Raw genomic sequence first — 23,397 nt, forward strand, 5'->3', positions numbered from 1 at the left:
GCTTCACTGCTCGGATGCGGTCTTCGTACGAATACATGGACTAGCTCCTGATAGTCCAAGAATTCCGCCGCACCCCCAACCCCGACATTTGTATCTGGCCGTGACATTTACGGTATCTCGAGTCCGTACACTCAGTTCAGTTACTGCCGCCGAAGTCGGCAGCCTTATGCTGCGCCTGCGTCCGAATGTACTGCGCCAGCGCCTTGACACCGGGCAATTTGCGGGTTCCTGCGTGCGTGACCAGCCATAGAGGCAGCACAGGCGCTTGGGACATGAACGGTATCCGCACAAGGTTCGCCGAGCTGTTACCCACGATACACGCCAGCAGCGCGATACCTAACCCATTCTCAGCCGCAAGATAACCGAAGCCCAAGCTATCGGACGATATCGCCATGCATTCGTGCGGCGCGAAACCATTCAACCAGACCGATGGCTCGAATCTGGCAAGCTTGCCGGACATCCCTATGAAGCGATGCTCCGCCAGATCGCGGTCACTTCCAGGTAGCCCGTGTACGCGGACGTATTCCTTCGACGCATAGAGTCCAAATCCAACGCTGGCCACTCGTGTCGCATAAAGAGAGTCCGGACCTGGAGAACCGAGCCGAAGTGCCACGTCCGCCTCGCTCTTGCCAAGGTCGATCGACTGATTGCTGATGATCAACTCGACTCTTGCGCCGGGGTTGGCCTCCAGAAAGCCAGGCAACAGGCCGCAGATCCAGTATTGCCCGATGCCTTCGCTGGTGGACAGTCGAACTACGCCGGCGCCGATATCGGATGCTCCCGACGCCAGTCTATGAAGTTCGACGATGCTCGTTTCGATGACTGATGCACGATCGCAAATATGTCGCCCGGCCTGGGTGAGGACCAGGCCACGTGTCGAACGCAGAAAGAGCGAGCAACCCAGCAGCCCTTCCAGTTCGGTGATCTTTCGACCAACCGTGGGCTCGCTGACCGCCAACCGCTCTGCCGCACCCGAGAGGCTGCCAGCCTCCGCTGCCGCGACGAAAAAACGGTACAAATCCCAATCGACCGCTCGTTCACGAAGCGGCCGCTTCGACGACGCAAGCGCCGCGCCTGCGGAATCGCTGCCGCCTGAACCGCCTGAAACTGATGACATGGATCGTTGTTCCCGATTGCACCTCGCCCCCGGAGCTGACGTCACCGGCTGCCTGTCGACCGACTAACGCATGCGCCGGCACGGAACCCTCCTTTCCGTGCCGGGCAAGTGCTCAGAGAGATATTCTTTCACCTTTCAGGAAACGATGTGACGCTGGTCAGGATGTCTTGCGCGTCTTGCCTCAGCTTGCGTTTGTCGATTTTCCCGGCCAAATTTCGCGGCAGCGCTCCGATCAATGCGATCCGCCTCGGGACCTTGTAGTCAATCAGCTTCTCGCGGCAAAACTGCACCAACTCCTGGACGTCAACGCCTGCTTCATCCCTGACCACCGCGAACGCAAAGACGTCTTCCCCAAGTTTCGGATGTGGCACCGCAATGACTGCCGCATCCTTCACGGCCTTGTGCTGAAGTAGAACGTTCTCGACCTCCACCGATCCGACCTTGTGCCCTCCTCTTACGATCATGTCTTTTGAACGATCGACGTGAAAGTAGTAGCCGTTGTCATCCCTGTACCCAATATCACCCGTGTGAAGCCATCCCCCCGACAAGGCACTCGCGGTTGCCTCGGGATCCCGGTGATAACCCTTCATCACACTGGGTCCACGAATGAGAATCTGTCCCCGTGTTCCCGGTTCGACATCGGCATCCTTCTCATCCACGATCCTCATCTGGCTCAAGACAGGCTTCCCGATCGAACCGTGATGCTCCGCAAACTCATCGGGAGACAGATAGGATCCAACCGTTGCGGACTCGGTCATTCCATAGATCTGCCCCAATTTGATCCACGGAAACACCTTGTTGACGCGCTCCAGTGTGGATACGGTAATCGGCGCAGAGCCGAAACAGAACAGCCTGACCGTATCGAGTGAATGTCGCTCTGGCACGAACTGCTCCGTCATGAAGATGATGATTGACGGCACCACCGCCAGCACCGTGGTCCCTTCAGCGCTAACCCGTGCGAACGTTACCTCCGCGTCGAAGGGCGGATCAATGATCAACGTCGCGCCGGCAAAGAAGGGACCCATGCGCGAGACGAACGCCCCGGCACTCGTGGTGAGCGGAATGGGCGTTTGCACGATGTCATCGGCACGGATGCCCCACCCCCTGGCCATTGCAGCGCCACCGGCGACGCTGTTCGCGTGTGACAGCACGACCGCCTTCGGTTTTCCGGTCGTGCCCGACGTCATGACGATATAGGCGTCATCTGACGGCTTGGGGCGGGGATGGGATGCTCCCAAAGCCCGCTTTGGCGCAAGGAGCAGTTGCCAGTCAAGGATGCCCGTCTCGCCTTGCCTATGAACTTCGAAAATCGGTCCCAGTGCCGGCAACTGCGAACCCAATGCACGAATCTCTGCGACGACTTCTTTCCCGGCAACGACCGCCCGGCATTCGGTCAGATCCAGCGCGTGCCGCAATTCGTCGCGCTTCGAGCCGGGATTGATCAGGACCGCGACCGCACCTAGGCGCGCGCACGCGAGTTCCGTGAGCACGAATTCATAGGCTGCGGCGTTGCCGAGCACGATGGCGATGCGATCGCCCGGTACGATGCCGTGGTCGCGCAGTCCAGCCGCCACGTCCTCGGCCCGACTGGTGAGTTGCTCGTATGTCAGCCGCTTGATCGTGCCATCGAGCGAGCATGCAACGAGCGCGAGCTTGTGCGGCTGCCGGCTCGCATGCCCCCAAATGATCTCGACCGTCGTTTCCCACTCAATGTCCTCGGGCAACGGCACAACAGCGTCATGCGGGTTGTCTTGGGTAGCCATCACGACGCCTTGTTGAAAACGGGTTTGCGCTTGCTGCGAAATGCGGCAACGGCCTCGCGGTGGTCTTCCGTGTAGTTAGTCAGCAGTTCATACCCGAGACTCGCGTCGAGAATCGAAGAGGCAAGCTGCTTCAAGCCGATGTTGACCGACGCCTTGGTCCATCGAATCGCCTGACGCGCTCCAGCATGCAGTCGGTCTACGAATTCGTCGACACGCGCGTCGAGTTCGGCCGCGGGAACGACATGGTTGATCAGCCCCATCCGTGCCGCGTCCGATGCGGGGATCAGGTCTCCCGTCATGAGATATTCCTTGGCGCGGGCATAACCGATCAGCTGCGGCCAGATTACGGCGCCGCCGTCGCCGGCGACGAATCCCACGCTGACGTGCGGATCGCCAAACTTTGCGCTGTCTTGCGCGAAGATGACGTCGCAGAACAGCGCGAGGGTCGCGCCGAGGCCCACCGCTGCGCCATTGACCTTGGCGATGATCGGCTTGTCGCATTCGAGCATCGACATGATGATGCGACGCGCGTCTGTTCCTGCTTTGTGATATTCGGCAGGAACGTCGATCATTTCCTGCAACCAGTCGAAATCGCCGCCTGCACAGAAAGCGCGTCCCGCACCCGTCAGAATGATGATGTCGGATTGCTCATCGCGTGCGGCATCGAAGAAAACGCGGCTCAGCTCTTCGTGCAAGACGCCGTCGACCGCGTTGAGCGCTTCGGGCCTGTTGAGCGCAATGGTGAGAATGCGGCCCCGGCGGGAAAAGGAAAGGTTCTTGTACGCTTCGAAGTTCATTTGTGTCTCCAGGATATAGGAAGTCGTTGCAGTGTATTCAAGGTGTCCTGACTATCTACCTATGAATTTCGCGCGTTCCGTGAGGCTGCGAACACCGTGCTCGACAATTACATCGACGGCATGTTGCATGTCGGTCGACTCGAACAGCGGCGTGGCAACGTCGAGGAGATGCTGGTCCGCTTCGTCGAGCCCCGCAGTGAGGTACTTCCTGATAAGTTCCTTGCCGACCGCATGCGACGCGGTTGGGCCGGCCGCGAGAACCCTGGCGTATTTCATGACTTCGTCGTGCAGCTGGTCATCGGGAACGACACGGTTCACGATGTTCCAGCGCTCGAGCGTGCGCGCGTCATACTGCGCGCCGCTGAAGACCATTTCCCTGGCGCGCGCTGCACCGGCCCGCGCAGTGATTCGTTGAATCCCGCCGAGCAGCGTGCTCGTGCCGATCATCGCTTCCGTTTGCCCCAGTCGTGCCGACTCGCCCGCCCAGATGAGGTCACAGGCAAGCGCCAATTCCATTCCCGCGGCCAGACACAGCCCCTGTACCGCTGCGATCGTGGGGAAAGGCAGCGTTTCGAGCTTTCTGATGACCGGCAGGTACAGATCGAACATCTCGCGTGCGGCCTTGGTCGACACGCCACGGAAGATCTTCACGTCGGCTCCGCCGGAGAAGTAAGGGCCTTCGGCACGTACGACCAACGCGCGAATCGATGACTGGTACGCGGCGTCAACCGCCGTCTTCCAGTCTGCGAGGAGTTCTCGGTCCCACAGGTTGAGCGGGGGATTGTTCAGCGTCAGGACGCCAACATCACCGTCTCGGGAAAAACTAACCACTGCCATCATCGTCTCCTGAATTGGCTTACGGGGTACGGATGATGTTATCGGGGCAGCCCCGCCACAAGAACGCTCACCGGCGCAGGACACCTGTACATTTATGAACAGCCCCGCTTTGTCAGTTGCGATTGCGTTCGCAGCGTCGCAGAAAGGATCGGCTCAATCATCTCCAGCTCCTTAGCTCAAAAGCTTTCTCAACGGCTTCAGTGGGCCTATTGGAAGGAACGAGATTGTCATCAACTGCGCTTTTCCCAAGGGAAGCGCCTGGAGCGATGATTGATGACGAGCGCGCCTGGCCGGGAGATCGCGCAGATGGGGTATCAGACCTGCCCGTGCTCGAAGGCGCTGAAGAGCGACATCGACGTGACGATCGCGGTGGTCTGACGCTTCACCGGCTTCGCTGCGGCGCCGAAGACGCCCGCGTTAGACTTGGCGCTTCACCGAATCCGCGAACGCCGAGCCGACATGGACCGAATCGACGCGATGAAAGTCTTCATCGCCACGCTGGACGAAGGCAGCCTGGCGGCCGCGGGGCGGCGGCTCGGCCGCTCGCCCGCCGCCGTCAGCCGCGCGATCGCGTTTCTCGAAGAACACACCGGCACGGCGCTGCTGCATAGGACGACCCGCACGATCAAGCTTTCCGACGCCGGCGAGCGCTATGCCGCCGCGTGTCGCCGCATCCTCACCGATCTCGAAGAAGCAGACCTGTTGATCGCTCACGAGCGTTCCGCGCCGCGCGGGCTGCTGACGATCACCGCGCCCGTCGCCGCCGGCGAAGACCTGCTGCGGCCGATGCTCGACGACTTCATCGCGCGCTTTCCCGCCGTTTCCGTGCGCCTGCAACTGCTCGACCGGCCCGTCAGCCTGATCGACGAAGGCATCGATGTCGCATTGCGCATCGCGCATCTGTCGGATTCGACGCTGGTGGCGATTCCCGTCGGCGAAGTGCGGCGCGTGGTGGCTGCGTCGCCGGATTATCTGGCGACGCATCCGCCGATCCGCCAGCCCGCCGATCTCGCGCAGCATCGGGTCATCTCGATGACGCATTTCGGCCTCGATTCGTGGAGTTTCCCGACCGCGAGCGGCTCGGCGATTCCGCAGGTCGTGCAGTTCGCGCCGCGTTTCATCGTCAACACGGTGCGGGCGGCGGTCGCGTCCGCGGTGGACGGGCATGGGCTGACGCGGCTGTTTTCCTACCACGTCGCGAAGGAAGTGAAGGACGCGACGCTGCGGATCGTGCTCACCGACAGCGAGCACGCGCCGCTGCCGGTGCATCTGCTGACGCCGCACGGGCGTCTTTCCGTGCCGAAGGTGCGTGCCTTCGTCGATTTCGCCACGCCGCGTCTGCGCCATCTGTTCGCCGAATTGCAGCTCGATTCGACCGGATAGCGGAAGAGTATCTTCCGGATCGCGCGGATTCTCTCGAAGATCGATCGAATTTAGACTTCGTTCATCGAAGGGGCGCGCCCGGCGCGCCCGACGCGGCACGGAGGCGGCATGCGACACGCGGTCATCAATCGAAGGGAACATGGTGCGTTCCAGGTGTGGCGCGGCGTGCTCGCCGGCGCCAGCGCGAGTCTGGTCGGCATCGGGCTGGCGCGCTTCGCCTACACGCCGCTCCTGCCGGCTATCATCGGCGCGCACTGGTTTCCGGCCTCGACGGCGGCGTATCTCGGCGCGGCCAATCTCGGCGGTTATCTTGCCGGCGCGCTCACGGCCGGATGGCTGGCCAGACACGCGCGCGCCGCGACGGTTTTGCGCGCGATGATGGTCGCCGCCACCCTCGCCTTCGTCGCGTGTGCGTTTCCTGTCTCGTTCCTGTGGTTCTTTGTGTGGCGCTTTCTGTCGGGCGTCGCGGGCGGCGCGCTGATGGTGCTCGCCGCGCCGACGGTCCTCGCGCATGTCGCGCCATCCAGACGCGGCTTCGCCGGCGGCGTGATCTTTAGCGGCATCGGCCTCGGCATCGCCGCCTCGGGGACGATCGTGCCGCTGCTGCTGCGTCAGGGGCTTACGCAGACGTGGATCGCTCTGGCGCTCGTGTCGCTGCTGCTGACGCTAGTCGCGTGGAATGGATGGCCGGCGCAGGACGCGCCGCTTCCCGCGCCCGTGAAGGCCCACGCAAAGGCGTCGGCGCCGCTCGCGCTGCGCGCGCTGTTCGCGGAATACGCGCTGAACGCGGTCGGTCTGGTGCCGCACATGATCTTTCTCGTCGATTTTGTCGCGCGCGGTCTCGGCAAGGGCGTCGACGCGGGCGCGGAGTTCTGGACGCTGTACGGGCTCGGCGCGATCGCGGGTCCGCTGCTGGCCGGCCATCTCGCCGATCGCACCGGGTTCGGGCCGGCGTTGCGCGTCGCCTTTCTGCTTCAGTTGATCGCGGTCGCGATTCCTGCGGTGACGTCGAATGCGGGGCTGCTGATGGTATCGAGCGTGGTGGTCGGCGCATTCACGCCGGGCATCGTGCCGCTCGTGCTGGGACGCGTGAACGAACTGCTGGCGCATCATCCGGCAGCGCAAAAGGGCGCGTGGAGCCGCGCGACGACCGGCTTCGCCGTATTGCAGGCGCTCGCCGCTTACGGGCTCTCGTTCCTGTTCTCGAGCAGCGGCGGCGACTACCGGATGTTGTTCGCGATCGGCGTGGCGGCGCTCATGCTCGCGCTCGCCGTCGATCTGTCTGTCGCGTTGAGGTCGAAATGAGCCAGATCATGCAAGCCGCCATACCCCTCGGCTATGCCGAACGCAACCAGCAATACTGGCGGCGCAATCTTGCCGTCGCCGTGTTCGGCTCGTTCACGACGCTCGTGAGTCTGAGCATGTTGCTGCCGTTCCTGCCGCTCTATGTGCGGCAGCTCGGCGTCGAATCGCAGGCAGCGGTGATCGAATGGTCCGGTGTCGCGTTCAGCGCGACGTTTCTCGGCACCGCTGTCACCGCGCCGCTGTGGGGACGGCTCGCCGACCGCTACGGCCGCAAGCCGATGCTGATGCGCGCGGCCGTCGGCATGGCCATCGTGATGTCGCTGATCGGCGTCGCGCATACCGTGCATCAGTTGGTCGCTCTGCGGCTGCTGGCGGGGCTGGTGGGCGGCTACGCGTCGGCCTCGACGGTAATGATCGGCACGCAGGCGCCGCGCGAGCGCGCGGGCTGGGCGCTGGGCATCTTGTCGACGGGCGCGCTCGCCGGCAATCTCGCCGGGCCGTTGATCGGCGGGCTGCTGCCGGGCCTGATCGGCATTCGCGGCACGTTCTTCGCGGGCGCGGGAATGATCGCCGTGGCCGCCTTGCTGACCATCCTGCTCGTGAAGGAAGACTTTCACCCGGACGATGTGAAGAAGCGCACCGCGCACACGGCTTCGACGCCGGCGCATCGCACCAACTATGCGGTGGTCGGGGCGCTGCTCGCCACCGCGATGATGGTCCTGCTCGCCAACATGTCGATCGAGCCGATCATCACGGTCTATATCGGCAGCCTCGGCGTGCCGGGCGACCACGTCGCGCGCATCGCCGGCGTGGTGATGGCGTGCTCCGCGCTCGGCAGCATGCTGACGGCGGCGCGGCTCGGCGCGCTGGCGGATCGCATCGGCGGCTGGAACGTGATCGTCGGATGCCTCGTGCTTACCGGCATTGCGATGATTCCGCAGGCGTTCGTGCATCAGTGGTGGCAGCTCGCCGCGTTGCGCGTGCTGATGGGCATGACGCTCGCTGGCCTGCTGCCGTCGATCGCGAAGCTCGCGCGCGGCGCCGTCGATGAAAGCCACAGCGGCACCATGCTCGGCTATCTGCAATCCGCGCAGTTCAGCGGTCAGGTGATCGGCCCGCTGATCGGCGGACAGATCGGCGTGATGCTCGGGCTGCACTCGGTGTTCTTCGCGACGGGCACGCTGCTGATCGCCTGCGCCGGGCTCGCGCGTCTGGCGCAATGTCGGGCGCGCACGCGCTGAACCCGATGCCTGTCTTAGTCCCGCTTAAGGCTGACGTCCTACGGTAACGGGCTCTTTCGCCTGCCGCTGCCTTATGCCGTTGCCTTATGCCGTTGCAACCATTGCCACTCTCTCGCATGACGCGTCCCTGATGGCGTCATGCGGTTTTATCGCGGTAAGGATTGGTGGCGAACAAGCGACAGTATAAGTAGGTGTATCCGATGCAGCGGTCTTGCATTTGGCCCCTGCCGATCATGTGCATGAGCTCGATGCCGCTCAACAAGATGCGGGCGCAATGAAAATTCTTGAAGCCGAGAATCGTCCGCATGAGTCGCGTGATCGCCCGATAAGTGCGTGTTCCGCATCTGGATCGCCAGTTGCCGACGCATGCCAGTGAGCATCCAGCGCGTGACGGATTACTTCCTTCGACATCGATTGCCTCCGGGATACGGTTTGGGATGCAACATCATTTGCGTTGAGGAATGAAGCCCGGGCTGCCGGTCTTCACGACCTCGTTGTACCGCTGCCTCGTCTGAATGTTATTGATCGCGTCGAAGGCGTCGGCGGGAAGCGCGCCGACGTCGAAGTTCTCGCGCGCACGGGCCGCCGTCTTGGGCGTAGTCAGCAGCGCCCCGCCGCGCTGAACCGCCCACGCAAGAAGCACTTGCGCGGGCGTCCTGCCGGTTCGCCCGGCAACTGCAGCGACGACCGGATCTTCGAGCGGCCCCGGCCTGATTCCATGACCCAGCGGTGCAAAGGCCAGAAAAGCGACGCCCTTCTCCTTGCAGAAGTCCAGCAGCTCCGTTTCCGGCAGGTAGGGATGCGCTTCGATCTGCACCGCCGCCGGCTTGATGCGTGCCGCTTCGTACAGCGGCCGCAACTCGTTCAGTCCGATATCAGACAGCCCGATCGCGCGGCATCTGCCATCGCCGACGAGATCTTCCATGGCCCTCCACGTATCGAGCAAGGTGACGCCTTCATCGTAGATCACATTGCCATTTTCATCGCGCGGGTCCTGCTCTTCGCCCGGTTGAAACGCGAAGGGCGTGTGCATGAGATATAGATCGAGATAGCCGAGTCCGAGTCTGTCGAGGCTCGCATCGAAAGCAGGCTTGACGCGCTCCGGCCGATGGTTGGTGTTCCACAGTTTGGTGGTCATGAAGACGTCTTCGCGCGAAATCTCTTCCGCAAGCCCGCTTCGCAACGCTTCTCCGACTTCGCGTTCGTTCTGATAGCGCTCGGCACAATCGAAGTGGCGAAAGCCCGTTTTTAGCGCGTCGCGGGTCGCGCTGATGGTCGTCGCGGGGTCGGGTATCAGCGTGCCGAATCCGAGCGCGGGCATGCGGCCGCCGCCATGATCGAGCGTGATGGTGCGGGTGCGAAAATCCAGAGACTCAATCATGGCGATACCTCCGCTACATCTCTTGGTGAGCGACGACGACCAGTGCGTAGGCGCGCGATACCAGCATCAGATGTCGCGTCAAGCCTATGAGCGAAGCGACTGAAAGCTCGCGCGAACTTCCTGCGTGAAGGCTTGCGGCTGTTCCCAGGCGGCGAAGTGGCCGCCTTTGGGCAGGCGGTTGTAATGAATCAGCTTCGGATAAGCCTTCTCGGTCCAGCTTTGCGGCGCGGCGTAGATCTCATCGGGAAAGACACTGACCGCGACCGGAAGCGTCACGTGCTTCGGTGCAAAGAAGTTGAGCTTGTTCTCCCAATAGAGTCTCGCCGACGACACGCCCGTATTCGTCAACCAGTAAAGCGTGACGTTGTCGAGAATGTCGTCTCGCGTCAGCCCTTCGGAGCCGCCTGCGAAGACGCGTGCGATCAGCGCCTGACTGGCGGCATCGTGATCGAGCATCCACGCGGCGGCGCCGACGGGCGAATCCTCGATGCCGTAGAGCGTCTGCGGGCGATTCGCCATCTCGAGCGCATAGCCGAGACCGTGCTTGTAGAAGTAATCGAGTTGCTCGAACGCATGCTGCTCATCGGGCGAAAGACCTGCCGGCGCGGGCTGGCCATACTTGAGCGCCTTGTCGATATCATCAGGAACCGTGGCCGGCATGTTGGTGTGTATGCCGAGCAATCCCGGCGGCGTCAGCAGCGCAATCTGCTCGGTGACTGCATTGCCCCAGTCGCCGCCCTGCGCCACGTAGCGCGTATAGCCGAGACGCTGCATCAGCGTCACCCACGCGCGTGCAGTGCGGCCCGGATCCCAGCCGGTCGTGGTCGGCTTGCCTGAAAATCCGTAGCCCGGCAGCGAAGGGATCACGACGTCGAAGGCATCTGCAACAGTGCCTCCATGTGCTGTCGGATTGGTCAGCGGATCGATGATCTTCATTTGCTCGATGATCGAGCCCGGCCATCCATGCGTGATGATCATTGGCAGCGCGTTTGGCTGTTTCGAGCGCACATGGATGAAGTGGATATCGAGGCCGTCGATTTCGGTGACGAACTGCGGTAACGCGTTGAGTCTCGTCTCGACCTTGCGCCAGTCGTAGTCCGTCGTCCAGTAACGCGCGAGGCTTTGCATCGTGACGAGCTGCACGCCTTGCGATGCATCGGTGACGGTTTCTCGCTCGGGCCACTTTGTCGCCTTGACGCGCCGTTTCAGATCGGCGATCTGCGCGTCCGGCACATGCACGCGCAAGGCGCGGATAGCGGTCTTGTCGCCGCCCTTGGGCTGCGCGATATCGGTGACGGACGTATCGGCGAAAGCGACGCGGCTCAATGAACCGGCAGCCACGGCCGCAGCGGCCATACCGATGAAGCGCCGGCGCGATGCGGTCCCGCAAAGCATATCGTTTGACATACACACTCCTGCTTGGCGCGTGGGGCTCGCTGCAACTGCAGGCAACGCCAGGCGCAATCGATGTCGCGACAGCGGCTACGCGGCCGTCGCACTACGAATCGCGTTCACTATCTGACTGGTGAATCGACTGTCGCCCGCTTCGACATCGCCCGACAGGCGCGCGGTGACTTCCTGAAGGATCCAGCGGTTGCCGTCCGGATCGCTGAAACAGGCGTACGAGGCATAACTTTTTCGCTGCGGATTGAGACCGCTGACCTGATCCTTGCCATCCGCGTGATGGAACACGCCACCTTCATTGTGAAAGGGTGCGCCGACCTCGACGCCGCGACGGAGCATCTCGGCACGCGCCGCCTCGATATCGGCGACGATCAGGTAATGTCCCTGCGCCGAGCCGGGCGCGGCCGTGGTCACGTTCTCGCCGAACATCACCGAGCATGCCGAACCGGCAGGCGTGAACTGGATCACGCGGTAGCCTTCTTCGGCCTGGTAGTCGAGATCGAGCCGCCAGCCCAGATCGCCATAGAAGCGTTTGGCTCGGTCGATGTCCGAGACCGGAATCACGGCGATCTCAAGCCTCATGTCGAGCGCGCCCGCGCGCGCGGACCCCGCTGCCTGTTCGCGCTGCACCGGATGGTTGCTCATCGCATCTCCCGCGAAAACCGTGTATTGGCGAATCGATGCCGCTCAGTTCCCCGCCTCACCGACCGTGAGCCGGTTATCCACGCTGCTCACGCCCGCCACCTTCCTCGTGGCCCCCGCTGCGGAGTCGATCTGGGACGGATCGGGCACGGTGCCTTCCAGCGTGATACTGCCCCCGCGCGCGAGCACATTGATGTGCGAGGAATCGAGCCCTTTGACGTGCGTGAGCGACTGACGCACCGAGTGACTCAGCGCACGGTTGTTCGCCCGCTCCTGTTTTTTGCTGACGGCATCGGTGCCGGCTGACGAAGAATCGGCCGCCGATGCGCTCGGCGGGGCCGCCAGCGAAGCGGCGACGAGTGCCGTCGCGGCTGTGATTGCAAGAATCGATGCTCGGATCTGCATGCCTGTCTCCTGATGATGTGAAGCCACGACGGTCGTCGCAACGTTGCACGACAGTCTTCATTAGAGGAGTTCGCGCTCAACGCTTCAATCATCCGCAGGTATGCTCGCCCATACATCGGTATATCTTTTAGGCAAGCTCGAACAACGCAACCACCTTCCGCGCCGCTCACGAAGAATCCGCCGGCGGCGCCAGCGGCAACGTGAAGAAGAAGCGCGCGCCGCCATGGGCAGACGCGTTATCCGCCGCGATCTGCCCGCCATGCGCCTCGATGATCGAGCGGCAGATTGCGAGTCCCATGCCCATGCCGTTCTCCTTCGTCGTGAAGAAGCTCTGAAATACGCGATTCATGACCTGCGGGTCGATGCCCGGCCCGCCGTCCTCCACCGAACACGTGACCGAAGACGCGTCGGGCATGGCAGTGCGGATCGTGATCTCGCCGCGCGGATGCCCCGCCGACTCCATCGCCTGCATCGCGTTGACGAGCAGGTTCACGATGACCTGCTGCAACTGCACGCGGTCCACCAGCACTTCCGGCTCGGTCGCCGCACTCCTGCGCACAATGGTCACGCCATGCGCATGCACTTCGTGCTGCAGAAAAACGAGTGCTTCGTCGATGAGCGTACCGAGCGGCGCCACGACGCGTTTCGCATCGCGGCGCACCGCCATCGCGCGGATGCGATCGACGATATCGACCGCGCGTTGCGCATCGATGGCGATGCGCTGCCCGATGAGCCGCGCTTCGGCGACATCCGGCACCGGACGGTCGAGCCAGCGCGCGCCGAGCGCGCTGTTCATCGTGATCGCCGCGAGCGGCTGCTTCAGTTCGTGCGCGATCGACGCGCTCAGTTCGCCGAGCATCGAGATGCGCACAGCATGCGCAAAATCCGCCTGAAGGCGCTGCAGTATTTCCTGCGCACGAATGCGTTCCGTCAGGTCGACGAGACTGATCAGCGCAATTCCCAGCTCCTCCGTCGCCCCCGGCCGCGCGACTGTCAGCAGCACGTCGATGATGCGGCCGTCGAGCGTCGGCAGCCTGGTGGTTTCCTGAAACAGCGGCGCGCCGCTATAGCGGCTCTCCAGCGCCCGCCGGAACGTGCCGGGGCTATCGCGCCAAACCCAGGGCAGCGGACCGAGCAGCACGCTCCTGTCGCGCGCGCCGAACATCTGTGCGGCATGGTGATTGACTTCCTCGACGACGAGCAACTCCATCGCGCGATCGAGCCATCCCGGATGATTGTCAATGTAATCGGAGAGATCCTCCACCCCTTGCGCGCGCAGTTCCGACAACAACGTGATGAGCGGTTGCGCGTCGAGCTGCCAGAGCCCGACGGGCATGTCGAAGAACAAACTGCGATAGCGATGTTCGCTGCGCGCGAGCGCCGCATGCGCCTGCTTGCGCGTGGTGATGTCCTTGAGTGCACCGAGCACACGCATGCCCGCGTCGACGTCGGCGATCACGTGCCCGACCAGTTGCAGATGCCTGAGGGAGCCATCCGGCATCATCAGACGGTGCTCCACGTCGAAGGGCTGCCGGTCGTGCGTTGCGCGATCGAGCATGAGGCGCACGAACGTCACGTCGTCGGGATGCACGCGCGCCAGCATCAGATCGAGCGTCGGCACGGTCGCGGGATCGTATTCGAAGATGCGAAAACTTTCCTTCGACCAGAATAGCTCGCCGCGCGCCACGTGCCAGTCGAAACTGCCCGTACTGCTCAGTTGCTGCGCGTCCGCGAGCAGCGCTTGCGCATGTTGAAGATCCGCATAGAGGCGCGCGGTTTCGAGCGACATCGCCGCCTGCGATGCCAGCAGGCGGAGCACCGCCGTGCGGGCCGGCGTGAAGACGTTCGAGGCCAGACTGTTTTCGAGGTATAGCACGCCGATCAGCCGGGTCTGCTTCACGAGCGGCAGACAGAGGATCGAGCGGCAATCGTTGCGGCGGATGTACTCGTCCGACGAGTACGGATTCACCGACGACGCATCGTCGAGCAACAGGCTGTCGCCCGTGCGCATCACGTAGCGCAGCACCGATTCGGGCAGATCGGCATCTTCCGCGCGCTGCTTCGTCAGGCGCACTTCGACGACGTCGGCACGGGTCGTCGCCTCGGCTTCCACACGCAGTTCCTTGCGCCGTTTGAGGATCAGCACGCCGCGGTTGGCGCCGGCATGCTCGAGCGACAGCCTCATCAACGTGTGGATCAGCTCATTCAGATCGACCCCGCTGAAGATGGCGCGCGACACGTTGACGACGGTCGCGAGATCGAGCTGTTCGTTGGACGTCGCGATCGTGCTGTCGAACTTCGACGTCTCGTGACGCAATTGCACATGGCTGCGTACCATCTGGCTCACCTTGCCCCTTGCGCCCCAACGGTCGTAGCATGAGCGCGCATTGAGAAGATAGGTATCCGCGATCGTTTCCAGGCCGCGCTCCGCATGAAAGCGCGCGGCAAGTTCATGCGCGAGCGCCTGGTTCTGGATGAACCCGTGCTCGCGCGCCGATCGCACCGCCTCCTCGTAGAAGTGCATGGCTTCCGGGTCGCGGCCTTCCACGCGTGCCAGTTCCGCTGAAACGAGCGCGTGCCGGTGACGAAAGTTCTCGGGACAATGCTTCGTCCAAAGCGCGAATTTCTCGCAAGTCGCATGAATCGCATCGCGCCACTCGCGTTGCTGCTCTTCACTCGCCGACGCATGAAGCGCGGCAAGCGTCAGCGCATGAAAGAAGTGGAAGGTGGCCTCGATGGGCAACGCCATGGCCGCATCGAGTATCGAACGCGCCTGGCGGGCGGCGTCGAGTGCATCGCTATAGCGCGCGTCCAGATACGCGAGCATCAGACGCATGATGTGATGAAACGCGATCCCGCAGCCGAAATTGGCCCGCGCGACGACCGCAAAGGATGCTTCCGCATCGAAAGCATGCGCGCCCGCTTGCTGCGCGCCGCCGGCGCGTCCTTGCAGCGTCGCGACGAAATGCTGCTCAAGGCGGATCGTTTCATAGACCGCGTCGTTTCGGCTCTGCCGCGCGAACGAAGCGTGGCGCTCCGACATGCTCAGCACGTCGGCGAGCGGCGTGCCCTTTTCTATCGTCTGCCAGACCGTCGTGAAGGCGAGATATCCCGCGAAGGCCAGATCGCCCACGTCCAGGCACGCGACGCTCGCCCGTTCGAGGATCGGCAGATCGGTCATGATGTGGCGGCGCCAGAAGTTAATGTGATTGCCATGCAGATGCAGCAGTTTGCCCTGAAAGCGCCGGTTGCCGAACTTCTCGTTGAGCTTTAGCGACATCTCGGAGTACTGAACGGCCGAAGCGATATCGCCGAGGCTCGACACCAGCATCAGCGAGTAGTTGCCGTAGGCGAAGCTCGACTTGTCGGTATTGCCCGCGCGCAGCGAGAGATTCACCGCCTTCAGTGTAATGAGCGGATAAAAAGCGGGCCGCGCGATGAACGCGCACGGCATCGATTCCACCAGCAAGTCTACGATCGCCCAGATCGCCGGATCGGACGCCACCGGCGCATCGACGAGCGTGCCGATAGCGCGGTCCCCGAGATTGAGCGCCGCGTCGCGCAACCCGGCTTCGACTTCGGCGTTCACGGCGGCATCGTCCGGCGGCAGCAGCACGCCGAACTCGCGCAACGCGAGGCGCGCTACGTCGAAGCTTTCGTCGAAACGTCCGGCGACCTGGTACAGCTCCATACGCAAGCCGTACACCTTCGCACGGTCGAGCGTGGAGCGCGCGCGTTCGAGCAGCATGTCGAACAACGCGTCAGCCTGCGTGAAATCGCCCGCCAGGTACTCGCATTCGGAGAGCGCCAGATACAGCTCGAAAGTGCGCTCGTATTGGCGCGTCCACGCATCATGCGCGAGTAGCGCGGCGCCATGCGTGAGATAGGCCCGCGCGGATGCGAACGCCGCCGAATTCATCGCGCGCTGTCCCGCCGCAAAGTTCAGCGAAACCGTGCGCTCGCGCTCGGCCGCGTCGGTCATGAGCGACGTCGCACGGTTTAGGTGATTGACGATCTCGAAGAGCAGCTCGTCGAGCTTGTCCGCCGATGCCGCCGACGCCAGCGCACGGCCGATTCGCAAGTGAGCCGCCGCGCGTTCGTCAGCGGGAATCAGCGCATAGGCCCCTTCCTGCACGCGATCGTGCGCGAACACGTAGGTATCGTCGATCCGACGCACGAGGCCGGCGCTCACGGCGCCCCATAGCTTCCTGTCGATCGATGCTGCGGACTGGCCGTCGATCAATGCAAGCGCATTGATCTTCGCGACGTTGCCGAGAATCGCGAGCTGGCCGAGCGCGTCGCGCGTGGCTTCGGGCAAGCGGTTGAGCTTCATCGCCATCAGCTCGGCGACGTTTTCGGTCAAGCCCTTGCCGTGGATGCGCGGCAAGTTCCAGGTCCAGATTCCCGCGTGGTGATCGAACGCGATCAGTGCTTCATCGACGAGCGCCGTGAGGAACTGGATCACGAAGAAGGGGTTGCCGCCCGTCTTCTCATGCACGAGTTGCGCGAGCGGCCCGGCCGCCGCAATCGAACAGCGCAGCGAGTCGGCGACGAACTCCGTCACGTTCGCGGCCGTGAGCGGCGTGAGATCGATACGCTCCAACCTCACGCCGGTGTCGCCGATATCGTTCAGCACGTGCGTGAGTCTATGCCCGGCATCGACTTCGTTATCGCGATACGCGCCGACCAGCAACAGATGCTTTACCTCCGCATGCGTGGCGAGATGTTCGAGCAGGTCCAGCGTGGCGGCATCGAGCCATTGCAGATCGTCGATGAAGAGCGCGAGCGGATGCTCGGGGCGTGCGAACACGCTCACGAAGCGGCGAAACACGATACGGAAGCGGTTGTGCGCGTCCTGTGGCGGCAACCCCGCCACCGCGGGCTGCTCACCGATGATCAGCGCGAGTTCGGGAATCAGGTTGACGATCAATTGGCCGTTGGGCGCGAGCGCATCGATCAGTGCGCGCCGCCAGTGCTCGACTTCCGCATCGGTCTTGTTGAGGAGTTCGCGCACGAGCGACTGGAATGCCTGCGCGAGCGGCACATACGGTATGTCGCGTTTGTACTGGTCGAACTTGCCTGACGCGAACAGCCCGCGCATTGGCACCAATACCTTGTGCAATTCGCTGACTACCGACGACTTGCCGATGCCGGCGTAGCCCGAAATCAGCACGCGTTCGGTTTCGCCGTGCATCACGACGCGATTGAACGCCGCGATGAGTTCGCCGATCTGCGCATCGCGTCCGTATAGCTTTTCGGGTATCCGCAAACGATCGGAGGCGTCGCGCGTGCCGAGCACGAATGGCGCGATTTCATGACGCGCCTCCCACTCGGACAGACACATAAGCAGATCCGCCTGCACGCCTGACGCGGTCTGATAGCGCTGTTCCGCGGTCTTCGCGAGAAGCCGCTCGACGATCTGCCCGACCGTCGCGGGAATGCCTTGCACGCGTTCGCCGGGCGGAACGGGCTTGCGCGCGATATGGCAATGAATCCATTCGATCGCATCCGTTGCGCTGAACGGCGGCGCTCCGGTGAGCATCTCGTACAGCGTCACGCCGAACGAATAGAGGTCACTGCGTGCGTCGATCGAGCGGTTCATGCGGCCGGTCTGCTCGGGCGCCATGTAGGCCAGCGTTCCCGCGATGATTTCCGGCGGCGCGGGCGGCTGATGCTCATGCGGCAGCAGCGACGCGATGCCGAAGCCGGTGAGGCGCACGTGGTCTTCGGCATCGACCAGCACGTTGGCGGGCTTGATGTCCTTGTGCACGATGCCGCATGCATGGGCCTCGCCGATTGCCTGCGCGAGATTCGCCGCGATTCGCAAACAGCTCGTGAGTTCGAGCGGACGTCCGAGCATGCCGATCAGCGGAGCGCCGCCGCTGTCGTCGAGGATCAGTGCCGGCGGCACGCGCCCCAGATCGAGCGCGAGCGGTTGCGCCGCCCATTCCGGATCGAGCAGCGAGGCGAGGCCGTACTCGTGTTCGAGACGCATGATGCTGTGCGATGCGGGCTGCGTGGCGATCAGCGCAAGCACCGAGACGGGCGAGCCGGGCCGCTGCGCGCGGCACAGCGACAACTCTCCGTCGTCGTGCAGCGGCTCAAGCGAAAAGCCAGTGAGATCCATCACGATGCTCCTTGTCTCGCTGCTCTCTTCCGAGGAAAGCGAAACGTCGCACGGCACGGATCGCTCTCCGAATCGAAAGGTAGCCTAGCACGCGAGGAGCGCGATGCACCTCCGGTGGATCAGTTCACGTAGACGCTAGCGCCAAAGCGTACCCGTGTAATAGCCGAGTCTGGCCTCGACATCGTGATTCTTTTGCAGACCGAGTTCCATCAATTGGGCGATTTTCTCCTGCGCCGCGGGACGGCCGACCGACGCGATGAAGGCATCCCATTCGGGCGCGACGGCCGAATCCGGCGGCAGGGTTTGCGTGTTGACCTGCTGCTTGATCGCCGCGAGCGATTGCTTGTCGAAGGAAGCGATGCGTGTGGCGAGCGCATCGACGAAGCCGTCGAGCTCGGCGTCGGGAAAGGAGCGATTCACGTAGCCATAGCGCTCAGCCAGCGGGCCGTCGATATCGTTTCCGCTGACGAGTACTTCCAGCGCGCGGCCCCGGCCGATCAGCCGCGATAGCCGCGTCATCGGTCCGCCGCCCGGAACGAGCGCTGCGCCGATCTCCCATTGCGACAGCAGCGTGCCTTCGTTGCTCGCGAAGCGCATGTCGCTCGCGAGTGCGAGCTCACTGCCGACGCCGGTCGCGCGGCCGCGAATCTTGGCAATGGAAATGACCGGTGTCCTGCCGAGACGCACCAGCATGTCCGGCAACGGCGGCAAGCCCGTCGGTCCCGGCGGCATGCTCGTGGTGGCGTCCAGCGGCGGCACGAAATCGTAGTGCGTGAGAAAGAAGCCGGGCACCGCGCTTTCGAAGACGACCACCTTGACATGCGGGTCGCTTTCGAGCGCGGTCACGACGGCATTGAGTTGCGGCGTCGTGTCCGGCCCGAAGATGTTGAAGGGCGGATTGTCGATGATGATCCGCCAGTAAGAAGGACTGCGAGGTTCGATTCTGATCTGCGCGTGCGCGCTGTCCTGAGCCATCTCGATCTCCATGGAAGCAACATCGGACTATCCGCGCAGCACCTTGAGCAGATCCTGCGCGGCGGACTTCGACGAGGCGGGGTTCTGCCCCGTGATCAGACGCCCGTCGATGATCGACAGCACCTGCCAGTCAGGCACTTTCTCGAAGAGGCCGCCGAGCCGCTTGAGTTCGTCTTCGACGAGAAACGGCACGACCTTCGTGAGTTGCACGGCTTCTTCTTCCGAATTGGTGAAACCCGACACACGTTTTCCCTTGACGAGCGGTTCGCCGTTCACCTTGACGTGACGCAGCACGCCCGGCGCATGACATACGAAGGCGACCGGCTTGCCGAGGTTGTAGAAGCGTTCGATCAGCGCGATCGAGACCGGATCTTCCGCCAGGTCCCACATAGGTCCATGACCGCCGGGATAAAACACGGCGTCGTAGTCTTCGGCCTTCATGTCGGCAAGCGCGGCCGTAGTCGCGAGCACGCGTTGCGCCGCGGCATCGGCCTTGAAACGCTCGGTCAATTCTGTTTTGCCTTCCGGCGTATCGCTCTTAGGATCGACAGGCGGCTGGCCTCCCTTCGGCGAGCACACCGTGATATCGACGCCAGCATCCAGAAAAGTGAAATACGGCGCCGCGAATTCCTCGAGCCAGAAACCGGTCTTCTTGCCCGTATTGCCGAGCTGGTCATGCGAAGTCATCACCATCAATATCTTCATGGTCCGCACCCATATCAAAAGGACTCGTTTATTGATCCACGCAAGGGCGTGGTCAAAGCACTATAGGCGCTCAGGCGTCATGCGCACCGGCGCGCACATACCAAGGTATAGGGTTCTATACGACGAGGCGATCGACTCGACCAGGGCCGCCGCGGTTTCATTTCGTCACTATGCACTTAAGTGAGTCGAAAGGATGCGCATCACTTGGACCCTCGGGCGCATCCGCGACGTCCTGGCGCTTTATCCTGCTTAGGGCAGGTTCTTTGGCGCAGTCAATAACTGCCGAGTCGAGAACCGGAAAATTCTCCCTGCAGATATCTGCTAAAGTTGACTCCCGAAAAAGTGAAGAAAATTTCATCAGCGGGAGAAACCGATTCGCCGGCCAAACGGCCTGTCGACGCGCTGTGAACATGGCTTCGAAAGTCCTCTATTCGTCCCGTCCGCGTCACCGCCCTGAACCGATCTCCGGTCATGTGTTTGAATCGCGCGGTTTTTGGGCGCCTCTTCAAAACGTCTGAATCACCTGATCTCTGCGATGCCTGCTCTATCGAGCGAAGCATTCGACTGACATTGATCATGCGTTACCAACCTAGTTGGAGGAATCATGGTCCCCGGATTGCGTTCAACGCCGAATAGGACGAAGACCGAGAACACGACGCCCGTAGTGTATGTAATCGACGATGACGAATCGATCCGCTTCACGCTCGGGAGCCTCGCGCGTTCCGTTGGACTGCGGGTCGAGACCTTCGATTCGCCGGGTGCATTCCTCGCCTTTCCAAAGCACGACGCGCCGAGTTGCCTGATTCTCGACGTCAGGCTGCGCGGCGAAAGCGGCCTCACGTTTCAGGCCGACGCGGCCCGCCGCGGTCTGCGCATGCCCATTCTTTTCATCACCGCGTATGGCGACATCGAAATGACGGTCAAGGCGATGAAAGCGGGCGCGCTCGACTTCTTCGAGAAGCCGTTTCGCGAGCAGGACATGCTCGACGCCATCGCGCATGCGCTGAAGCGCGATGCCAGACGCCGTGCGTCCGAGGAGGCGCTTGCAGGCGTCTTCGCCGCGTTCGCATCGCTCACGGTTCGCGAGAAAGAAGTGATGACGCACGTCGTCGCGGGCCTGCTCAACAAGCAGATCGCCTATGAGATGAATTTGAGCGAGATCACCGTGAAGATCTATCGCGGCCAGGTCATGAAAAAGATGGCCTCGCGCAGTCTGCCCGATCTCGTGAGAAAGGCCGAGGCGCTCGGCATCGAGTCGCCGTCCGTCGCGCCGTTGAAACTTGCGCCACTGTCACGCAATGACGCCGACGATGATGCCGCCGCGTCTCCCGTCGTGCTCAACGTCATGCCCTCGTCGACCACTCGCCGGACAAACTGAAGTTGCTTGATCGGGCGCGATAATCAAACCGGCGCTCCGCTCTCGAGTACCGACGCGAGAATCATCGAATGGCCATTGCACACGGATGAGCGGCTGCTCGGTCGATAGACTAAATCACCGGGCGCGATCCGCTTGCCGCTCATCGCACAAACGCCGGCCGCGCGCGCTCGCGACGTTCGCCATGTCTGGTGCCCATAACAACCACACGTAGCGTCGCGCCAGTAGATCGTAGCGGTTGTCGAGGTCGGCCGTTCTACGACGTCCACCATCGGCGCGCGATCGAATACGCCTGTAGGAATCGCGGTACGTTCGCGCGGAAACTGTCGTGGCGTGCTCGCGACAAAGGCATTCGCTCGTCCGTTCAACATGACGATGATCTGCGACCACGGGTCCGGAAAGTTGAGCGTGCGGTGCATGTCGAGGCTCCTTGATCACAGATGCGCGGCTTGCTGAATGGCTTGCGCGAAAGCATTGGGCGCTTCCTGAGGCAAGTTATGACCGATACCGCCGCCGATGGTCCGGTGCAAGTACATGCCGCTGAACTTCTTCGCATAGGCGGCGGGCTCGGGATGCGGCGCGCCGTTGGCGTCGCCTTCGAGCGTGATGGTCGGTACGGAAATCGCGGGCGCTGCGGCAAGACGCTGTTCGAGCGCATCGTATCGCGCTTCGCCCTGCGCGAGACCGAGACGCCAGCGGTAGTTGTGGATCACGATGGCCACGTGATCCGGGTTGCGGAACGACGCGGCGGAACGCCGATACGTGGCATCGTCGAACTGCCATTTGGGCGAAGCGAGCTGCCAGATCAGCTTGTTGAAGGCATCCAGATTTGCCGCATAACCGAGCGCGCCGCGTTCCGTCGCGAAGTAGTACTGGTACCACCATTGCAATTCAGCCGGCGGCGGTAACGGCTTCCTGTTCGCCGCCTGACTGCCGATCAAATAGCCGCTGACCGACACCAGCGCCTTCACGCGTTCGGGCCATAACGCCGCGATGATATCCGCCGTACGCGCACCCCAGTCATAGCCGCCGAGCACGGCCTGATCGATCTTGAGCGCGTCCATCAATGCGACGATGTCGAGCGCGGTCACGACCTGTTGTCCGTTGCGCGGCGTGTCCGCCGAAAGAAACCGGGTGGACCCGTAGCCGCGCAGATACGGCACGATCACGCGATAACCCGCGCCCGCAAGCAACGGCACGACTTCGCCATAACTGTGGATGTCGTAGGGCCAGCCATGCAGCAATATCGCCGCGGGGCCGCCGCTCGGACCGCTCTGCGCGTAGCCCACATCGAGCACGCCCGCGTCGATTTGCCGAATCGGCGCGAGGCTCGCGTCGCCACCCGGCGATGCAGCTTGCAGCGATTGTCCGTAGGCGCGGCCGATCACGCCTGCATCGGCCAGACCGATCATCGCGATGGTCGCGCCGACGATGCGGCGGCGTTGCAGGTCGACCGAATCGTCCATGGCCCGTTCTCCAGTTCGATGCTGCGGGAAGCGCCATGGCTTGCGCTTCGTGTATCACCGCTCGCGTCTAATGGATATTTTATGAAGCCAGAAGGCCATGCGCAGTCGTACCATCGTATGCGCGCGATATCGAATGATTTGCTCGCCCTACCTAAAGGTATGCTTGCGCGCCGCCATTCACAGGCTGCTATGCATTTGCGTGACGAACGCCCGTATGACTTCCTCGTTTCGCGACATGAGCACGAACGGACCGACGCGCGTCGATACGAGCAACCCAGCGTCGACGAGCAATGAAAGATGGGCCGACATGGTCGATTGAGAAAGACCGCTGCGCGCCTGAATCGCATTCGAAGGAACACCCTGGCCAAATTCGATTCGCTCTTGCGCAAAGGCATCGGCGGGCGTTTTCAGCCAGGCGAGAATGTCGCGCCGCACAGGACTGGCGAGCGCCTTATGAATAAGATTCGCGTTCAT

18 protein-coding genes and 1 pseudogene are annotated in these 23,397 nt (G+C 62.7%); 4 read left to right on the forward strand and 15 right to left on the reverse strand.

Annotated elements, in window-relative coordinates; translation table 11 throughout:
- Window positions 1–136: 136 nt before the first annotated feature.
- The 4 genes from AWB82_RS14400 to AWB82_RS14415 all read right to left on the reverse strand — a co-directional run bounded on the left by AWB82_RS14400 (window position 137) and on the right by AWB82_RS14415 (window position 4,517).
- Window positions 137–1,117, reverse strand: coding sequence for a LysR family transcriptional regulator (locus AWB82_RS14400; RefSeq protein WP_086968158.1), 981 nt, complete (start codon window positions 1,115–1,117; stop codon window positions 137–139).
- Window positions 1,118–1,245: 128 nt separating this feature from the next.
- Entirely contained in the window at window positions 1,246–2,880 is a 1,635-nt protein-coding gene (locus AWB82_RS14405; RefSeq protein WP_086968160.1) for a class I adenylate-forming enzyme family protein, read from the reverse strand.
- Complete coding sequence (locus AWB82_RS14410; RefSeq protein WP_086968162.1) at window positions 2,880–3,677, reverse strand: enoyl-CoA hydratase/isomerase family protein; 798 nt, start codon at window positions 3,675–3,677, stop codon at window positions 2,880–2,882. The genes AWB82_RS14405 and AWB82_RS14410 overlap by 1 nt, the downstream gene beginning before the upstream one ends.
- A gap of 51 nt (window positions 3,678–3,728) precedes the next feature.
- Window positions 3,729–4,517, reverse strand: coding sequence for an enoyl-CoA hydratase/isomerase family protein (locus AWB82_RS14415; RefSeq protein WP_200818107.1), 789 nt, complete (start codon window positions 4,515–4,517; stop codon window positions 3,729–3,731).
- A gap of 456 nt (window positions 4,518–4,973) precedes the next feature.
- On the opposite strand from AWB82_RS14415, the gene AWB82_RS14420 reads away from it, so the two are divergent.
- The 3 genes from AWB82_RS14420 (at window position 4,974) to AWB82_RS14430 (ending at window position 8,443) form a co-directional block, all read left to right on the forward strand.
- Window positions 4,974–5,897: a LysR family transcriptional regulator gene (locus AWB82_RS14420; protein WP_086968167.1), complete on the forward strand. Its 924-nt coding sequence runs from the start codon at window positions 4,974–4,976 to the stop codon at window positions 5,895–5,897.
- Between the two features lie 108 nt (window positions 5,898–6,005).
- Entirely contained in the window at window positions 6,006–7,202 is a 1,197-nt protein-coding gene (locus tag AWB82_RS14425; RefSeq protein ID WP_086968169.1) for a YbfB/YjiJ family MFS transporter, read from the forward strand.
- Window positions 7,203–7,210: 8 nt separating this feature from the next.
- Entirely contained in the window at window positions 7,211–8,443 is a 1,233-nt protein-coding gene (locus AWB82_RS14430) for an MFS transporter (RefSeq protein ID WP_407643002.1), read from the forward strand.
- Window positions 8,444–8,579: 136 nt separating this feature from the next.
- Here AWB82_RS14430 and AWB82_RS38290 read toward each other — a convergent pair.
- The 8 genes and pseudogenes from AWB82_RS38290 to AWB82_RS14465 form a co-directional block, all read right to left on the reverse strand.
- Window positions 8,580–8,771, reverse strand: a pseudogene (locus AWB82_RS38290) (hypothetical protein); the annotation flags it as partial.
- A gap of 117 nt (window positions 8,772–8,888) precedes the next feature.
- Entirely contained in the window at window positions 8,889–9,824 is a 936-nt protein-coding gene (locus AWB82_RS14435; RefSeq protein WP_086968173.1) for an aldo/keto reductase, read from the reverse strand.
- Window positions 9,825–9,908: 84 nt separating this feature from the next.
- Complete coding sequence (locus tag AWB82_RS14440; RefSeq protein WP_086968175.1) at window positions 9,909–11,231, reverse strand: epoxide hydrolase family protein; 1,323 nt, start codon at window positions 11,229–11,231, stop codon at window positions 9,909–9,911.
- A gap of 75 nt (window positions 11,232–11,306) precedes the next feature.
- Window positions 11,307–11,873, reverse strand: coding sequence for a VOC family protein (locus tag AWB82_RS14445; protein ID WP_086968177.1), 567 nt, complete (start codon window positions 11,871–11,873; stop codon window positions 11,307–11,309).
- Between the two features lie 42 nt (window positions 11,874–11,915).
- Complete coding sequence (locus tag AWB82_RS14450; RefSeq protein ID WP_086968179.1) at window positions 11,916–12,275, reverse strand: BON domain-containing protein; 360 nt, start codon at window positions 12,273–12,275, stop codon at window positions 11,916–11,918.
- Between the two features lie 166 nt (window positions 12,276–12,441).
- Window positions 12,442–18,402 (reverse strand): AAA family ATPase, encoded by a 5,961-nt coding sequence (locus AWB82_RS14455; RefSeq protein WP_086968181.1) that lies wholly within the window; start codon window positions 18,400–18,402, stop codon window positions 12,442–12,444.
- A 135-nt stretch (window positions 18,403–18,537) separates the two neighbouring features.
- A complete protein-coding gene (locus AWB82_RS14460; protein WP_086968183.1) occupies window positions 18,538–19,377 on the reverse strand; it encodes an enoyl-CoA hydratase/isomerase family protein in 840 nt (279 codons plus the stop codon).
- A 27-nt stretch (window positions 19,378–19,404) separates the two neighbouring features.
- A complete protein-coding gene (locus AWB82_RS14465; protein ID WP_086968185.1) occupies window positions 19,405–20,082 on the reverse strand; it encodes a type 1 glutamine amidotransferase domain-containing protein in 678 nt (225 codons plus the stop codon).
- Window positions 20,083–20,686: 604 nt separating this feature from the next.
- Here AWB82_RS14465 and AWB82_RS14470 point away from each other — a divergent pair.
- Window positions 20,687–21,460, forward strand: a complete 774-nt coding sequence (locus AWB82_RS14470; protein ID WP_086968187.1) for a response regulator transcription factor — start codon at window positions 20,687–20,689, stop codon at window positions 21,458–21,460.
- 23 nt (window positions 21,461–21,483) lie between these two features.
- Here the strand turns inward: AWB82_RS14470 and AWB82_RS14475 are convergent, their stop codons facing one another.
- The 3 genes from AWB82_RS14475 to AWB82_RS14485 form a co-directional block, all read right to left on the reverse strand.
- Window positions 21,484–21,876, reverse strand: coding sequence for a DUF3331 domain-containing protein (locus AWB82_RS14475; RefSeq protein ID WP_086968189.1), 393 nt, complete (start codon window positions 21,874–21,876; stop codon window positions 21,484–21,486).
- Window positions 21,877–21,891: 15 nt separating this feature from the next.
- On the reverse strand, window positions 21,892–22,923 hold the full coding sequence (locus tag AWB82_RS14480) for an alpha/beta fold hydrolase (protein ID WP_086968191.1): 1,032 nt from the start codon (window positions 22,921–22,923) through the stop codon (window positions 21,892–21,894).
- Window positions 22,924–23,100: 177 nt separating this feature from the next.
- Complete coding sequence (locus AWB82_RS14485) at window positions 23,101–23,397, reverse strand: ArsR/SmtB family transcription factor (protein WP_086968193.1); 297 nt, start codon at window positions 23,395–23,397, stop codon at window positions 23,101–23,103.

The sequence above is a fragment of the Caballeronia glebae genome, assembly GCF_001545035.1.
GTDB lineage: Bacteria > Pseudomonadota > Gammaproteobacteria > Burkholderiales > Burkholderiaceae > Caballeronia > Caballeronia glebae.

Excerpts from the sequence above, each read along its gene's own strand:
- AWB82_RS14400 (WP_086968158.1), bottom strand. The coding sequence starts at position 1,117 with ATGTCATCAGTTTCAGGCGGTTCAGGCGGCAGCGATTCCGCAGGCGCG.
- AWB82_RS14430 (WP_407643002.1), top strand. The coding sequence starts at position 7,211 with ATGCAAGCCGCCATACCCCTCGGCTATGCCGAACGCAACCAGCAATAC.
- AWB82_RS14435 (WP_086968173.1), bottom strand. The coding sequence starts at position 9,824 with ATGATTGAGTCTCTGGATTTTCGCACCCGCACCATCACGCTCGATCAT.
- AWB82_RS14460 (WP_086968183.1), bottom strand. The coding sequence starts at position 19,377 with ATGGCTCAGGACAGCGCGCACGCGCAGATCAGAATCGAACCTCGCAGT.
- AWB82_RS14420 (WP_086968167.1), top strand. The coding sequence starts at position 4,974 with ATGGACCGAATCGACGCGATGAAAGTCTTCATCGCCACGCTGGACGAA.
- AWB82_RS14405 (WP_086968160.1), bottom strand. The coding sequence starts at position 2,880 with ATGGCTACCCAAGACAACCCGCATGACGCTGTTGTGCCGTTGCCCGAG.
- AWB82_RS14450 (WP_086968179.1), bottom strand. The coding sequence starts at position 12,275 with ATGCAGATCCGAGCATCGATTCTTGCAATCACAGCCGCGACGGCACTC.
- AWB82_RS14455 (WP_086968181.1), bottom strand. The coding sequence starts at position 18,402 with ATGGATCTCACTGGCTTTTCGCTTGAGCCGCTGCACGACGACGGAGAG.
- AWB82_RS14470 (WP_086968187.1), top strand. The coding sequence starts at position 20,687 with ATGGTCCCCGGATTGCGTTCAACGCCGAATAGGACGAAGACCGAGAAC.
- AWB82_RS14465 (WP_086968185.1), bottom strand. The coding sequence starts at position 20,082 with ATGAAGATATTGATGGTGATGACTTCGCATGACCAGCTCGGCAATACG.
- AWB82_RS14445 (WP_086968177.1), bottom strand. The coding sequence starts at position 11,873 with ATGAGCAACCATCCGGTGCAGCGCGAACAGGCAGCGGGGTCCGCGCGC.
- AWB82_RS14440 (WP_086968175.1), bottom strand. The coding sequence starts at position 11,231 with ATGTCAAACGATATGCTTTGCGGGACCGCATCGCGCCGGCGCTTCATC.
- AWB82_RS14480 (WP_086968191.1), bottom strand. The coding sequence starts at position 22,923 with ATGGACGATTCGGTCGACCTGCAACGCCGCCGCATCGTCGGCGCGACC.
- AWB82_RS14410 (WP_086968162.1), bottom strand. The coding sequence starts at position 3,677 with ATGAACTTCGAAGCGTACAAGAACCTTTCCTTTTCCCGCCGGGGCCGC.
- AWB82_RS14425 (WP_086968169.1), top strand. The coding sequence starts at position 6,006 with ATGCGACACGCGGTCATCAATCGAAGGGAACATGGTGCGTTCCAGGTG.
- AWB82_RS14475 (WP_086968189.1), bottom strand. The coding sequence starts at position 21,876 with ATGCACCGCACGCTCAACTTTCCGGACCCGTGGTCGCAGATCATCGTC.
- AWB82_RS14485 (WP_086968193.1), bottom strand. The coding sequence starts at position 23,397 with ATGAACGCGAATCTTATTCATAAGGCGCTCGCCAGTCCTGTGCGGCGC.
- AWB82_RS14415 (WP_200818107.1), bottom strand. The coding sequence starts at position 4,517 with ATGATGGCAGTGGTTAGTTTTTCCCGAGACGGTGATGTTGGCGTCCTG.